Origin of the sequence: Mesorhizobium sp. M0800, assembly GCF_040320095.1 — a bacterium.
Classification (GTDB): domain Bacteria; phylum Pseudomonadota; class Alphaproteobacteria; order Rhizobiales; family Rhizobiaceae; genus Mesorhizobium.
The window spans coordinates 157,104-170,244 of the sequence record NZ_JAMYOZ010000010.1; the positions used below are offsets into that span (position 1 = coordinate 157,104).

The following is a 13,141-nucleotide window of genomic DNA, read 5'->3' on the forward strand; positions in this document are numbered from 1 at the left end:
ATCAATAGTCCTTGTCCAGTCTTATCCGGCCGAGCCAAAGAACGAGCATGGTCAGCAGAGCGAGGATAAGGAAGAGAAGCGTCGAGGCGGCGGAACCGGAAGCGAACTTGTCGAACTCAAACAGGCTCTCGCGGGCAAACACCGACATCGACTTGGTGTGTATGTTGTTTGGCGTAAGCACGTAGATCAGATCGAAGATGCGCAGGGCATCGAGACCGCGAAAGATCATGGCCACCATCAACGCCGGTCGGATGAGCGGCAAGGTGATCTTCCAGAAAATTCTCCACGCGCCGACGCCGTCGAGCTTGGCGACCTCGTAGATTTCTTGTGGAAGCATCTGGAGGCCGGCGAGAATGAGAAGCGCCATGAAGGGGGTGGCCTTCCAGATGTCGACAACAAGGACGGCGACCATCGCCGTGTCGGCGCTGGCCGTCCAGGCGATCTTGGTGCTGATCAGGCCGAGCTTGAGCAGGACGTCGTTGATGATGCCGAACTGGTCGTTGAGCATCCACTGCCACATTTTAGCCGAGACGATCGTCGGGATCGCCCAAGGGATGAGGATCGCGGCGCGCACGATGCCGCGGCCGCGAAACTTGGCGTTGAGCACCAGCGCGACGATCATGCCGAGCACCGTCTCGCAGGTCACCGAAATCACCGCGAAGCGCACCGTGTTCCAGACGGCGCGCCACCAGACCGGATCGGCGAGCAGCCCGTCATAGACGACGCGGCCGCTCGGCATTTGCAGGACGGAGAAATAGTTGGCGAAGCCAACCCAGCGGCGGGCTTCGAGGTCGGCGAGCGAGGCATCGGTGAAGCCGAAATAGATCGTGCGCATCAACGGCCAAGCGGCAACGGCGGCGAGCACGATGAGCATCGGGGCAAGCAGCAGCCATGCCGAGCGCGTACGCTGACGCGCCAGCAGCGAGCCTGAGCGCGGCGAGGTCACCAGGCGGTGCCTTTGAGCCTGGTCAAGGAGAACTCCAGATCGGCAAGGTTGTCGGCGGCTGTGCCCTCGCCGGAAATGGTATTGTGGACGGCGGTCCAGAACTCGCTCGATGCCTCATTGTACCGGCTCTTGGCTTGGGCCGAGGGACGCGGCACCGCGTTGAGGACGACTTCCTTCCAGCGCGGAATCACCGGCTGGGCGCTGGCGATGTCGGCATCGTCATAGAGTGCCTGGATGGTCGGCAGATATGCCCCCTTCAAGGCGCGGTACTTCTGCATCTGAGGCGAGGCGATCCATTTGACCAGCTCGATCGCTGCATCCGGGTTCTTCGAATATTTGGAAACCGCGAGATTCCAGCCGCCAAGCGTTGCTGCCGGGCGCGCGCCCTCGCCCGACCCCGGCGGCAGCGTGGTCACCTCGAACTTGCCTTTGATGGGGGAGCTTTCGCTGTTGCCAAGCGCGTAGGCGTAGGGCCAGTTGCGCATGAAGACGGCGTTGCCGGTCTGCCAGACGCCGCGCGACTCTTCTTCCTGGTAGGCCAGAACGCCGGGCGGCGAGATGGTTCCCACCCAGCTCCTCGCCATTTCCAGCGCCGCAGCTGCTTGCGGATTGTTGATGGAGATCGTGCCGTCCGGCTCGATAATCTGGCCGCCGCCGTTCGACTTCACCCATTCGAGTGCATCGCAGGTCAGCCCCTCATAGGCGTTGCCCTGGAAAACGAAACCCCACATGTCCTTGTTGCCGGCCGCGCGCTCCTTGTCCATGACAAGCTTGGCGGTATCGGCAAGTTCAGCCCAGCTGGCCGGGACCCTGGCGCCGTATTTGTCGAGGAGATCCTTGCGGTAGTAGAGCGCCGGAGCGTCGGTGAATATCGGCAAGGCGACGAGCTTGCCGTCGACGGTCTGCGATTTGATGATCGATGGGAAATGGGCGCCAACGACATCCTTGGTCGCTTCGGTCAGGTCGATGAACTGCCTTGCAAGCTGGGGGGCCCAGATGATGTCCGTTTGATAGATGTCGACGTCGCTGCTTCCGGCGGCAAGCCAGAGCCGGTATTGGCCAAACTGGTCCGTCGCCGAGGGAGGCAGCGGAACGACGCTAACGTTGTTGCCGGTCTTCTTCTCGTATTGATCGAGGATCTCGCGAAGGATTCTCTGGCCGTTGCCGGTATCTCCGGACACCATGGCGAGGTCGACAGCCCGCGCCGGCCCGGCCGCCAGAACTGCGGCCACGGCAAATGCCGCAAATGCGGAATGAAATTTCATGATGGCGGACCTCCCTTTGGAGCTTCAGGCCGGGCAGCAGAAACGACGTCGATGCCTGACACCGTCTCCGCACACCGGCAGCTCACAAGACGCGTATTCGCCCACCAGCACTGAACTACAAAGATACGCCTTGGTTCCCAACACGGAGGGTCCGGCGCCACGCGGTAGCGCAAGTTCCCCCTCGGTAATGCACCTAAAGCGTGTCGCGTTCGATCGGCCTCATGCGACGCGCTTTAGGTTCTTGTTTTTATGCATGTCGTTATCGCAAAACCGCTGCACACTTTTGCGCGACATGCATTAAGGCCCCCGGCTGGCCCCAACGCCGCCGGGAATTGCCGCTGGCATTGGCGAAGGTGATGGTTCAAGAAGGATCAACGACAGGCTTTCCTTCATGTCCTCCATCCGCCCGCTGATCCCCCTCCTGATCGCCGCCGGCATCCTGCTCGGCGGCAACGGCCTGCAGAGCACGTTGATTGCGCTGCGTGGTGCGCAGGAAGGTTTTCCCGCTTCCTCGATCGGCCTGATGGGCACGTTCTATTTCGCCGGCTTCCTGCTCGGCTGCCTTGCCGTGACCCGCATCATGAAGTCCGTCGGCCATGTGCGCGCCTTTTCGGCACTCGCGGCGATCGCCTCGGCGGGAACGCTGCTTCTGGTGCTGGTCATCGATCCGGTGATGTGGTGCGCCGTGCGCTTTGCCGGCGGGTTCTGCTTTGCCGGCCTGTTCACCATCATGGAAGCCTGGCTGAATTCCGGCGTCACCAACACCGACCGGGCGCGGGTGCTTGCCATCTACCGGATGGTCGACATCGGCTCGGTGACGGGCGCCCAGTTCCTGATCCCGATCTTTGGCGCCGGCGGCTTTGCCATCTTCGCCATCATGTCGATGATGATCACCGTTTCACTGGTGCCGGTTTCGCTCGGCGACCGCTCCAATCCGACGCCGCCGGAAGACGTCAAGCTCGATTTGGCGCGCGTCTGGCGGATCTCGCCGCTCGGCTGCTTCGGCTGTATCGCCGTCGGCGTCACAAACAGCGCCTTCCGCACCCTGTCGCCGGTCTATGCCGAGCAGATCGGCATGTCGGTCGCCGACGTCGTCACCTTCGTCAGCGTCGGCATTTTCGGCGGCGCCATCATCCAATACCCGCTTGGCTATCTCTCCGACCGCTGGGACCGGCGCTCGGTGCTGCTGATGACGACGTGCTGTGCGATGGTGGCGGCACTGGCGCTGGCATTCGTGGCAGGCGGCAGCCCGTTTCTCAACTTCCTGCTCGTCTTCATCTTCGGCTGCTTCGCCATGCCGCTCTATTCGTTGTCAGCGGCGCATTCCAACGACCGCGCCGACAAGGGCGAGTTCGTGCTGATCAACGCTGCCTTGATGCTGTTTTATTCCTTCGGCGCCATCGGCGGGCCGTTCGCAGCCTCGACGGTGATGCAATTTTTCGGGCCGAGCGCGCTGTTCGTGTTCAGCGCCACCGTCTATGCGATCTTCGTGGCCGTCATCCTTTACCGGATGCGGGCGCGCTCCGCCGTGCCGGCCACCCATCGCAGCCGTTTTACGGCGCTGTTGCGCACTTCGACGGTTTTTGCCCGGTTGGCGAAGCGGAATGCCGATCCCGATGAACCCGCAAAGCCTGGATAGAGGTGCTTGCGCTTGACGAAAGCGCGCGCGGCTGAAATTGAAAGAGACCCTATCCCTTGCCAAAAGCGATTTGATGCACGTCATCACCACCCAGAAAGAACTCGAGACCGCTATTGCCGCTTTCGAAAAGGCGGAATTCGTCACCGTCGATACCGAATTCATTCGCGAAACGACCTTCTGGCCGATCCTGTGCCTGATCCAGATGGCAGCGCCCGGGGTGACCGCGCTGATCGATCCGCTGTCGCCCGACATCGACCTGAAACCGTTCTTCAGGCTGATGGCCAACGAGGCGATCGTCAAAGTCTTCCATGCGGCGCGCCAGGACATCGAAATCATCGTGCATCTCGGCGATCTGGTGCCGCATCCGGTGTTCGACACCCAGGTCGCGGCAATGGTCTGCGGCTTCGGCGACAGCGTCTCCTACGACCAGCTGGTGCAGCGCATCACCGGAGCGCGGCTCGACAAGTCCTCGCGCTTCACCGACTGGCGCCACCGTCCGCTGTCCGAAAAGCAGCTCGACTACGCGCTCGCCGACGTCACCCACCTGATCGAGGTCTACAAGCATCTCAGCGCCGAGCTGGTGCGGGAAAACCGCGCCCACTGGCTGAACGAGGAGATGGACGTGCTGACCTCGCGCGAGACCTACGATCCGCATCCCGAGGATGCCTGGAAGCGGCTCAAGATGCGGCTGCGCAAGCCGCAGGAACTGGCGATCGTGCAGGCGGTGGCCGCCTGGCGCGAACGCGAAGCGCGCGAGCGCGACGTGCCGCGCGGCCGGGTGCTCAAGGACGATGCGATCTACGAAGTGGCGCAGCAGGCGCCGCGCGACGCTGCGGCGCTGAGCAAGCTGCGTACCACGCCAAAGGGCTGGGAGCGCTCGTCGACGGCGACGGCACTGCTTGGCGCGGTAAACGCTGCCCTTGCCCTGCCCAGGGAAGAGATGCCGAAGCTGCCGAAGAGCTTCCAGCCGCCGGAGGGGTCGAGCGCCGCGGCGGAGTTGCTGAAGGTGCTGCTGCGGATCGTTGCCGAAAAGGAGGGCGTCGCATCCAAGGTACTCGCCTCCAGTGACGACATCGACCGCATCGCTGCCGAGGGCGAGGAAGCCGACGTGCCGGCATTGCAAGGCTGGCGGCGCGCCGTCTTCGGCGAGGCCGCGCTCAAGCTGGTGCGCGGTGAACTCGCCATCAGGTTCGACAAGCGCAAGATCGCTGTGTTCGATTTGTAGCCTTGAGCTTGCTCAGACCAAGCCGAGCAGATGCAGCGCTAGCCATATCCAGCCAAGTGCAAGAACTACCGCGCCCAGGTAGAATGCCCTGCTGCGCAGGATTAGCCGATTCCTGGTCAAGTGGACCGACGCGTGAAGATAGCGGGAGACGACAAAGATCCACATCAGAGCCAAGGTCAGATAATTGACGCCATTGGTCACGTGCAGCGTCAAGCATAAGACGTAGAAAAGCACCTGCAGTTCGAACTGGTTGCTCAGATTGTCGGCGACGGTGATACTGGACCCAGGCTCCGTCGAGCGCGTCTTGAACTGGCCGGTCTTGGCTTCGCCCGACCTGACCGCACCATAGCGGCGCCGGCCCATTACGATATAGACGATATAGACCAGCAGCACCTGCGCCAGGATCGGCCAGAAGATCGCGGTCTGGTTCAAGACGCCCCCTGTCGTTGTCACCCAGCCTTCAAGGCCGTTTCTGAGCCATCAGAGTGAAAGCCGCAATGACAGTCACTGGTATCGCCAGTAGGGCGAATTTGGTGACGATCAGCGCCGAGGCGAAGGATAGTGAATCCGGATTGGCCGACAGAAAATCGGACAAAAGACGAGCCACGGCGATATTCTGGGCATAGTCGGTAAGCAGGTAGGGCAGCACCAGCACAACCGCGAATATCGACTGGGTTTGCGCAGGCAGTGCACGGAAATTCTTCAGCCGCCGGCCCGTGGCCAGGATCAGGCTGACCATCGTCAGCGATAGCAGCGCCGGAAAAAGCAGGTCGAAGGTCAGGTAATGCCAGACGAGAATAATTTCGCTGCCGCGCCGGCCGAGGGCTGTTAGCCAGGCCATGCCCTCATCCGGGGTGAAACCGGTATAGCGCATGTCGAGCGACGGCAGACCGCCGCTCAATTGGCGAAAATAGAGGAACTCCATCGCCGTCATGATGATGAAAACCGCCACGGTGACGACACAGAGTGCGGCCGCGTGGCGCGACAGCCGCAGGATCATTGCCGCCAGATTGCGCCAAAGCGCATGGCGATCAGGCTCCGCCAGGATAATTCGGGCTTTCGCGGGTAATCGTGACGTCATGGGCGTGGCTTTCACGAAGTCCGGCATTGGATATCCGCACAAAAGTGGCGCGCTCGCGGAAATCGGCAAGGTCGCGGCCACCGACATAACCCATAGCGGCTTTCAGGCCGCCTGCAAGCTGGTGCAGCACGCCAGACACAGGTCCTTTGTACGGCACCTGCCCTTCAATGCCTTCCGGGACCAGTTTCAGCGTGTCGCGCACCTCGGCCTGGAAGTAACGATCGGCGGAGCCGCGTGCCATGGCGCCGACCGAGCCCATGCCGCGATAGGCTTTGAAGGAGCGGCCCTGGTGCAGATAGACCTCGCCCGGGCTCTCGTCCGTGCCGGCCAGCAGCGAGCCGATCATCGCAGCACTTGCGCCGGCGGCCAGTGCCTTGGCGAGATCGCCCGAATATTTGATGCCGCCATCGGCAATAACCGAAACGCCGGATTTCTGCGCCGTCTCGACCGCCGACATGATCGCCGAGAGCTGCGGCACGCCGACGCCGGCGACGATGCGGGTGGTGCAGATGGAGCCTGGTCCGATGCCGACCTTGACCGCGTCGGCGCCGGCATCGATCAGCGCCAAGGTGCCTTCCGCGGTGGCGACGTTGCCGGCCAGGATGCGAACCGAGTTGGACAGCTTCTTGGCCCGCGTCACCGCATCCAGAACGCGCTGCGAATGACCGTGCGCGGTGTCGATCACGAGAAGGTCGACGCCGGCGTCGATGAGGCGCTCGGCCCGTTCGAAACCGTCATCGCCGACGCTGGTGGCGGCGGCGGCGCGCAAGCGCCCCTGCGCATCCTTGGTGGCGTGCGGGTTGAGCTGCGACTTCTCGATGTCCTTGACCGTGATCAGCCCGACGCAATTGCCGTCCCGATCGACCACAACAAGCTTCTCGATGCGGTGCTGATGGAGCAGCCGCTTGGCCTCGTCCTGATCGACGTTCTCCTTGACCGTGATCAGGTTCTCGCGGGTCATCAGCTCATAGACCTTTTGCGCCGGATCGGACGCGAAGCGGACGTCGCGGTTAGTCAGGATGCCGACGAGCCGGCCGACCGTGTGGCCGCCGGTGCCGCCGTTCTCGACCACCGGAATGCCCGAAATGCTGTAGGTGCGCATCAGACCCAGCGCATCGGCAAGCGTCGCCTCGGGACCGATGGTGACCGGGTTGACCACCATGCCGGACTCGAACTTCTTCACCTGCCGCACCTGCTCGGCCTGTTCGGCCGGCGAGAAATTGCGGTGGATGACGCCAATGCCGCCGGCCTGGGCCATGGCGATGGCGAGCCGCGCCTCTGTGACCGTGTCCATGGCGGCCGACAGGATCGGCACGTTGAGGTCGATGTCGCCGGCGATGCGGGTGCGGATGTCGGTCTCGCCGGGCATGACCTCGGAATGACCCGGCTGCAGCAGCACGTCGTCAAAGGTCAGCGCCAATGCGCCGGTGGACGTCTCGATGATTTTTGCCATGGCCAGCCCTCGGAATGCAGGAAAGGCGCTCGCCCTGGATGGACAGCGCCGACTCGTCTTCTTCCCTTTCAGGATTGGCGCTGGCTCGTAACACGTCCCGTCGCCGTTGAAAAGCCGATGGTTGTGTAGTGGCGAAGCTGCATTTTGCCCCAGGGGCTGCGAGACTTGCGGTCGCACAAACGTGACAGCAAATTAATGCGACATCCGGGCCAAGCCATGATAACCGCCCTACCTGTCGGTTTGGCCCCCAGGGCCGGCAAGCAATCGCGACGCATATTTCAAGGCCGGATCCATCGTGAACCGCACCATTCCGCTTATCCTGGCGGTCGCTCTATTCATGGAAAACATGGATTCGACCGTCATTGCGACATCGTTGCCGGCGATCGCCATCGACATCCACACCAGCCCGATCGCGCTCAAGCTGGCGCTGACCGCCTATCTTGTATCGCTGGCGATTTTCATTCCGATCAGCGGCTGGATGGCCGACCGCTTCGGCGCCAAGAATGTCTTCCGTGCCGCGATCGCCGTGTTCATCGTCGGTTCGGTCGCGTGCGCCATTTCCAATTCGCTGCCGGCTTTCGTGGTGTCACGTTTCCTGCAAGGCATTGGCGGCGCCATGATGACGCCGGTCGGACGCCTGGTGCTGGTACGCGCGACGCCGAAAAGCGAGCTCGTCGCCGCCATGTCGTGGCTGACTGTCCCGGCTCTGGTCGGCCCCCTGGTCGGCCCGCCGGTTGGCGGCTTCATCACGACCTATTTTTCCTGGCACTGGATTTTTCTGATCAATGTGCCGATCGGGCTGATCGGCATCTGGCTGGCCACGCGTTTCCTGCCGAAGACCGACGCCGCGCAGACGCCGCCGCTCGATTTCATCGGTTTCGTGCTGAGCGGGCTGGCGGCATCGGGCATTGTGTTCGGCCTGTCGGTGGTCAGCCTGCCGGCTCTGCCGCCAGTTGCCGGCTTTATCACCGTTGCCGTCGGGCTGGCATCGACGGTGCTTTACCTGCTGCACGCGCGCCGCGCCAAGAATCCGCTGCTGGCGCTCGAGCTGTTTCGCAATCGGGTGTTCCGCTCGTCGGTGCTCGGCGGCGGACTGTTCCGCATCGGCATTGGTGCCGTACCTTTCCTGTTGCCGCTGATGTTCCAGATCGGTTTCGGGCTGACGCCGTTCCAGTCCGGCATGATCACCTTCGTCTCGGCGATCGGCGCCATAGGCATGAAATTCGTCACCGCGCTGATCTTCAGGGTCGCCGGCTTCCGCCGGGTGCTGATTTCAGGCTCGCTCATCGCTGCCGCGTCCATCGCCATCAACGGCCTGTTCACACCCGACACGCCCTATGGGCTGATCCTCGCCATGCTGCTCGCCGGGGGCTTCATCCGGTCGATGTTCTTCACCGGCATCAATGCGCTTGCCTACGCCGAGATTTCGGCCGCCGACACCAGCAAGGCGACGCCGATCACCGCGGTGTTCCAGCAGTTGGCGATCGCACTCGGCGTGGCGCTGGCCGGCGGCATCCTGGAAGTGTCGACCAAGATCCATGGCGGCCCGCTGACGCTGAGCGACTTCCACACCGCCTTCTTCATCGTAGCGGCGGTGTCGGCGGCAGCCTCGCTGTCGTTCATGCGGCTGGCGCCGGACGCCGGCAATGCCGTGTCTGGACATGGCCGGTTGACGCCGCCGAAGACGCTGGAGCCGGTGAGCCCGCCGGGGAGTTGAGGGGTGGCCCTCCACCGCCGGCGGGACAGCACCCCCTCTGGCCTGCCGGCCATCTCCCCCTCAAGGAGGGAGATTGGCAGCTTCGGCACTGCACTCACTCTTCACGTCGAAGGTTTGCGAAGGCCGCGATGACATCCGATCTCCCCCCCTTGGGGGGAGATGTCCGGCAGGACAGAGGGGGGTGCGAAGGATCGCTACAGAGCGGCTTTTACGCTGTGCCGTTTCCGCCCTTAAAATCCTTCGCCAATAAATACAGCTCCACCGATTCGTCGCGCGAGGCCGGCGGCTTGACGTGATGGACCGAGCGGAAATTCCGTTTCAGCCTGGCCAGCAATTCGTTTTCGGCGCCGCCCTGAAACGTCTTGGCGAGGAAATGTCCGCCTGGCTTCAGCACCGACAGCGCGAAATCGGCCGCCACCTCGCACAGGTGCATGGTGCGGATGTGGTCGGTCCGCTTGTGGCCGGTGGTCGGTGCGGCCATGTCGGAAAGCACGATGTCGGGCTGGCCGCCCAGCGTCTCGGCCAGCTTTTCGGGTGCCTGCGGATCGAGGAAATCCATCAGCAGCACCGGCGCGCCCGGCACGGCGTCCATCTCGAGATAGTCGATGCCGACGACGTTAGGGTGTTCCGCGGTCGACTTGGTACGCGCGGCGGCGACCTGGCACCAGCCGCCGGGTGCCGCACCAAGGTCTATCACCTTCATGCCTGGCTTGAGCAAATGGTGCTTGTCGTCGATCTCGATCAGCTTGTAGGCGGCGCGCGAGCGATAGCCGTCGGCCTTCGAGCGCTGGACATAGGGATCGTTGATGTGGCGCTGCAACCAGCGGCGCGACGATTCCTTCAGGCCGCTTTTCTTCTTGATCTTCGTCTTCAGCACGCGAATGCCGGCGGAGCTCGGTCTTTCCGGTTTCTTGGTCATTGCCGGCCTCGCCGCCAGACGCCGTCATCGGCCATCAATTCGCTCAATATGCCTTCGCGCAGGCCGCGGTCGGCGACACGCAGCCGCTCCGACGGCCAGACGGCACGGATCGCCTCCAGTATGGCGCAGCCGGCCAGAACCAGGTCGGCGCGGTCGGCGCCGATGCAAGGGTTGGCGACGCGCTGCTGGAAATCCCAGCCGACCAGCTTTTCGACCATGCGGTCGACGCTGTCGCGATCCATCCACAGCCCGTCGACGCGGCGGCGGTCATAGCGTTCGAGATCGAGATGGACGCCGGCAAGCGTCGTCACAGTGCCCGATGTGCCGAGCAAATGGAATCTCGGGCTGGACAGGAGGTGGCTCAGCCGGTCGCGCCCGTCGAAGGCGCGCAGCCGCATTGCGACATCCTCGACCATGGCGCCAAAGATCTCGCGCGTGACCGTGCGGCCGCCAAAACGCTCGGCCAGCGAGACGACGCCGACCGGCAGCGACGTCCACGAGACGATATGGTTGGCAAGCCTTGGCGAGCGCTGACCGGTGAGGTCGATCAGCGCGATTTCGGACGAGCCGCCGCCGATGTCGAACAGCACGACGCCTTGCGTGTCGCGCTCGACCAGCGAGCCGCAGCCCGACACCGCCAGCCGCGCCTCGGTCTGGCGGTCGATGATCTCGAGCTTCAGGCCGGCCTCGCGCTCGACGCGCTCGAGGAACTCGACGCCGTTGGCGGCGGTGCGGCAGGCCTCGGTGGCGATCAGCCGGGCCTTCCTGACCTTGCGGTTGCGCAATTTGTCACCGCAGATCTTCAGCGCCTCGACCGCGCGGCCCATTGCGGCGTCGCCAAGCCGGCCATTGGCGGTAAGGCCCTCGCCCAGCCTGACGATGCGCGAGAACGCATCGATGACGCGGAACTGGCCATGGCGCGTCGGCACCGCGACCAGCAGGCGGCAATTGTTGGTGCCGAGATCGAGCGCGGCAAACACCGGCAATTCCTGCAGCGGCGGCGGTGTGCGGGCACCTTGCCCCGGCCTTGGCGGAGCTGAGGGCGGAGGCGCGTAAGCCGCTGGCTGGGGCGGGCGCGCGGCCGGGGCCTCGTTGGCGGCGGGCACCGAAGCGCCGGCCGCCAGCGGACGAGTCTCGTCGCGTGCGAAAACCTTGCGCCCGCGCCGGCGCTTGCGCCGTTTCTTGGGTTTGCCGTTCTGATGCGGGCCGTTCTGGCCCTTGTGGTCGTGGGACGTGTCGCCAGCCTGTCCATTGCCGGACCAGGGTTGCACCTGACGGCCGTAGCGTCCGGTGGATGGGCTTGCCTGGCCGGACGGCGTCGGCGAACCCCTGGACACGCCCACTTCCGGCGCGCCAGCGCCGGCTTCGTGGTCTTCCACTGTCGTTCCTTCCGGCGCCGCGCGAACCGGAGACCGGACGCAGCAGGCGCTTTTACATGTTCAAGTTGCCGCCAGACTATCAGCGCACGGCCGGATCACCAAGAGTGCTCGCGGCGAATTTTGCCGGCGGCATGAAAGCCGGCGACATCGGTGAGCCCTTGTCCCCTTGGGAGAAGGGAAGGCGCGAGCGCCACAACGCGCCTTCCCGGTTGAATAGCCGGCTTCAATGAGGCATTTCTGAAATGGAGGGGTAAATCATTCGGGAGCGCGGGCGGTTTGCCTGCTGCGAACCGGAAAACGGGTACGGGCTGCAACGCATGATCGTCATGCCATGAACTGGAGGCGCTATTTCTGGCCCGTCATCGGCATCGCCGCGGTGGTGTTCTCGCTGTGGCTGCTGCTGCACGAATTGCGCGGCATCTCGCTCGACGATGTCTGGGCCGGCATAATCGCCATCCCGGCGCGCGGCTGGGTGCTGGCGGCGCTGAGTTCGGTCATCGCCTATGCCTCGCTCGCCGGCTACGACCACATCGCGCTGCTGCACATCGGCAAGAAAGTATCGTGGCTGTTCGTCACCTTCTGCTCGTTCACCACCTACGCACTGTCGCACAATATCGGCGGCTCGGTGTTTTCCGGTGCGGTGATTCGCTACCGCGCCTACGGCACCAAGGGCCTGACCGGGCAGGATGTCGGCATTCTGGTGGCGATCTGCTGGATCACCTTCGTGCTGTCGACTCTGTTTGTCTCGGGCATCGTGCTGCTGCTCGAGCCCGAGGTGATCGACCGGTTTTCCGGCATACCGCATCACCGGCTGTCGCAAGCAGGTGGGTTCGCCATGCTGCTCGTGGTGGCGGCCTATGTCTTCGGCAGCTGGCTGCATCTGAGACCACTCAGGATCGGCAGCTTTCAGCTGCATTACCCGGCGTTGCCGATCGTGGCGCGGCAATTGCTGGTCGGCCCGATCGAGCTGCTGGCGGCGGCGGCGATCATCTTCTTCGCCCTGCCCGCCACTGGTAATCCCGGCTATTTCATCGTGCTCGGCGTGTTCCTGGCGTCGTTCTCGATCGCGCAGATCTCGCATGCGCCGGGCGGGCTCGGCGTATTCGAGGTGGTGTTCCTCGCCGGCTTGTCGCATATGGACCAGGTCGGCGTGCTGGCGGCGCTGCTGGTATTCCGGCTGTTCTACCTAATCATCCCGCTGCTGATCGCGCTCGGCGTGGTGCTGTTCTTCGAGCACTCGCAATACTCCCGCAGCGAGAGTTGAGACATCAGGGGGCAAGCGCTCCAGACTGCGCGTGAAGAATGGGCAGAGGGTCGCAAGGCCAGGCGCGGCCTGCTGTTTCAAAGCTGCGAAGCTCGAAGGTCACGGCATGGATCCTAGGGTCTCCGCTACGTCGCTTCGCTCCTGCTCCGCCCTAGAGCGGTTCCTGATTTGACGGAATCGAAGGGGATTCCGGATCAGTCGGTTTTGTGATTCAAGATGCTGGCTGGAGTGGAGGCCAGCATCGGATGACGCG

At 63.6% G+C, this 13,141-nt stretch carries 12 protein-coding genes; 5 read left to right on the forward strand and 7 right to left on the reverse strand.

Features of this window, described 5'->3' with window-relative positions; all coding sequences use genetic code 11:
- Position 1: 1 nt before the first annotated feature.
- Positions 2 to 874 (reverse strand): carbohydrate ABC transporter permease, encoded by an 873-nt coding sequence (locus NKI18_RS15395; RefSeq protein ID WP_352621081.1) that lies wholly within the window; start codon positions 872 to 874, stop codon positions 2 to 4.
- A 68-nt stretch (positions 875 to 942) separates the two neighbouring features.
- On the reverse strand, positions 943 to 2,211 hold the full coding sequence (locus NKI18_RS15400; RefSeq protein ID WP_352906901.1) for an ABC transporter substrate-binding protein: 1,269 nt from the start codon (positions 2,209 to 2,211) through the stop codon (positions 943 to 945).
- 391 nt (positions 2,212 to 2,602) lie between these two features.
- On the opposite strand from NKI18_RS15400, the gene NKI18_RS15405 reads away from it, so the two are divergent.
- Positions 2,603 to 3,850, forward strand: a complete 1,248-nt coding sequence (locus tag NKI18_RS15405; RefSeq protein WP_352621034.1) for an MFS transporter — start codon at positions 2,603 to 2,605, stop codon at positions 3,848 to 3,850.
- 73 nt (positions 3,851 to 3,923) lie between these two features.
- The gene (gene rnd / locus NKI18_RS15410) at positions 3,924 to 5,075 is read left to right on the forward strand and encodes a ribonuclease D (protein ID WP_023674454.1); all 1,152 of its coding nucleotides are present in this window, start codon (positions 3,924 to 3,926) and stop codon (positions 5,073 to 5,075) included.
- A 12-nt stretch (positions 5,076 to 5,087) separates the two neighbouring features.
- On the opposite strand, the gene NKI18_RS15415 is transcribed toward rnd, so the two are convergent.
- From NKI18_RS15415 to guaB, 3 genes are read right to left on the reverse strand one after another with little or no spacing between them, the layout of a single operon-like run.
- Positions 5,088 to 5,507, reverse strand: coding sequence for an MAPEG family protein (locus tag NKI18_RS15415; RefSeq protein ID WP_352621031.1), 420 nt, complete (start codon positions 5,505 to 5,507; stop codon positions 5,088 to 5,090).
- Between the two features lie 28 nt (positions 5,508 to 5,535).
- Complete coding sequence (locus NKI18_RS15420) at positions 5,536 to 6,075, reverse strand: hypothetical protein (RefSeq protein WP_352621079.1); 540 nt, start codon at positions 6,073 to 6,075, stop codon at positions 5,536 to 5,538.
- Positions 6,076 to 6,106: 31 nt separating this feature from the next.
- Positions 6,107 to 7,609 (reverse strand): IMP dehydrogenase, encoded by a 1,503-nt coding sequence (guaB, locus tag NKI18_RS15425; RefSeq protein WP_352458563.1) that lies wholly within the window; start codon positions 7,607 to 7,609, stop codon positions 6,107 to 6,109.
- 295 nt (positions 7,610 to 7,904) lie between these two features.
- On the opposite strand from guaB, the gene NKI18_RS15430 reads away from it, so the two are divergent.
- On the forward strand, positions 7,905 to 9,326 hold the full coding sequence (locus NKI18_RS15430; RefSeq protein WP_352621029.1) for an MFS transporter: 1,422 nt from the start codon (positions 7,905 to 7,907) through the stop codon (positions 9,324 to 9,326).
- A 208-nt stretch (positions 9,327 to 9,534) separates the two neighbouring features.
- Here NKI18_RS15430 and NKI18_RS15435 read toward each other — a convergent pair whose 3' ends face one another.
- Positions 9,535 to 10,245 carry an RlmE family RNA methyltransferase gene (locus NKI18_RS15435; protein ID WP_254817516.1) on the reverse strand — a complete coding sequence of 237 codons (711 nt, stop codon included), beginning with the start codon at positions 10,243 to 10,245 and terminating at the stop codon, positions 9,535 to 9,537.
- Entirely contained in the window at positions 10,242 to 11,624 is a 1,383-nt protein-coding gene (locus tag NKI18_RS15440; RefSeq protein WP_352622721.1) for a Ppx/GppA phosphatase family protein, read from the reverse strand. The genes NKI18_RS15435 and NKI18_RS15440 overlap by 4 nt, the downstream gene beginning before the upstream one ends.
- Positions 11,625 to 11,680: 56 nt before the next feature.
- Between NKI18_RS15440 and NKI18_RS15445 the strand changes: the two genes are divergently transcribed.
- Together NKI18_RS15445 and NKI18_RS15450 are read left to right on the forward strand one after the other, a co-directional pair.
- A complete protein-coding gene (locus NKI18_RS15445; protein ID WP_353019981.1) occupies positions 11,681 to 11,854 on the forward strand; it encodes a hypothetical protein in 174 nt (57 codons plus the stop codon).
- A gap of 101 nt (positions 11,855 to 11,955) precedes the next feature.
- Complete coding sequence (locus NKI18_RS15450; protein WP_352622723.1) at positions 11,956 to 12,888, forward strand: lysylphosphatidylglycerol synthase domain-containing protein; 933 nt, start codon at positions 11,956 to 11,958, stop codon at positions 12,886 to 12,888.
- Positions 12,889 to 13,141 lie beyond the last annotated feature (253 nt).

What these genes read in the sequence shown, in the direction of transcription:
- NKI18_RS15395 (WP_352621081.1), bottom strand. Translation starts at nt 874, where the DNA reads ATGCTCATCGTGCTCGCCGCCGTTGCCGCTTGGCCGTTGATGCGCACG.
- NKI18_RS15400 (WP_352906901.1), bottom strand. Translation starts at nt 2,211, where the DNA reads ATGAAATTTCATTCCGCATTTGCGGCATTTGCCGTGGCCGCAGTTCTG.
- NKI18_RS15405 (WP_352621034.1), top strand. Translation starts at nt 2,603, where the DNA reads ATGTCCTCCATCCGCCCGCTGATCCCCCTCCTGATCGCCGCCGGCATC.
- rnd (WP_023674454.1), top strand. Translation starts at nt 3,924, where the DNA reads ATGCACGTCATCACCACCCAGAAAGAACTCGAGACCGCTATTGCCGCT.
- NKI18_RS15420 (WP_352621079.1), bottom strand. Translation starts at nt 6,075, where the DNA reads ATGATCCTGCGGCTGTCGCGCCACGCGGCCGCACTCTGTGTCGTCACC.
- guaB (WP_352458563.1), bottom strand. Translation starts at nt 7,609, where the DNA reads ATGGCAAAAATCATCGAGACGTCCACCGGCGCATTGGCGCTGACCTTT.
- NKI18_RS15435 (WP_254817516.1), bottom strand. Translation starts at nt 10,245, where the DNA reads ATGACCAAGAAACCGGAAAGACCGAGCTCCGCCGGCATTCGCGTGCTG.
- NKI18_RS15445 (WP_353019981.1), top strand. Translation starts at nt 11,681, where the DNA reads ATGTTCAAGTTGCCGCCAGACTATCAGCGCACGGCCGGATCACCAAGA.
- NKI18_RS15450 (WP_352622723.1), top strand. Translation starts at nt 11,956, where the DNA reads ATGAACTGGAGGCGCTATTTCTGGCCCGTCATCGGCATCGCCGCGGTG.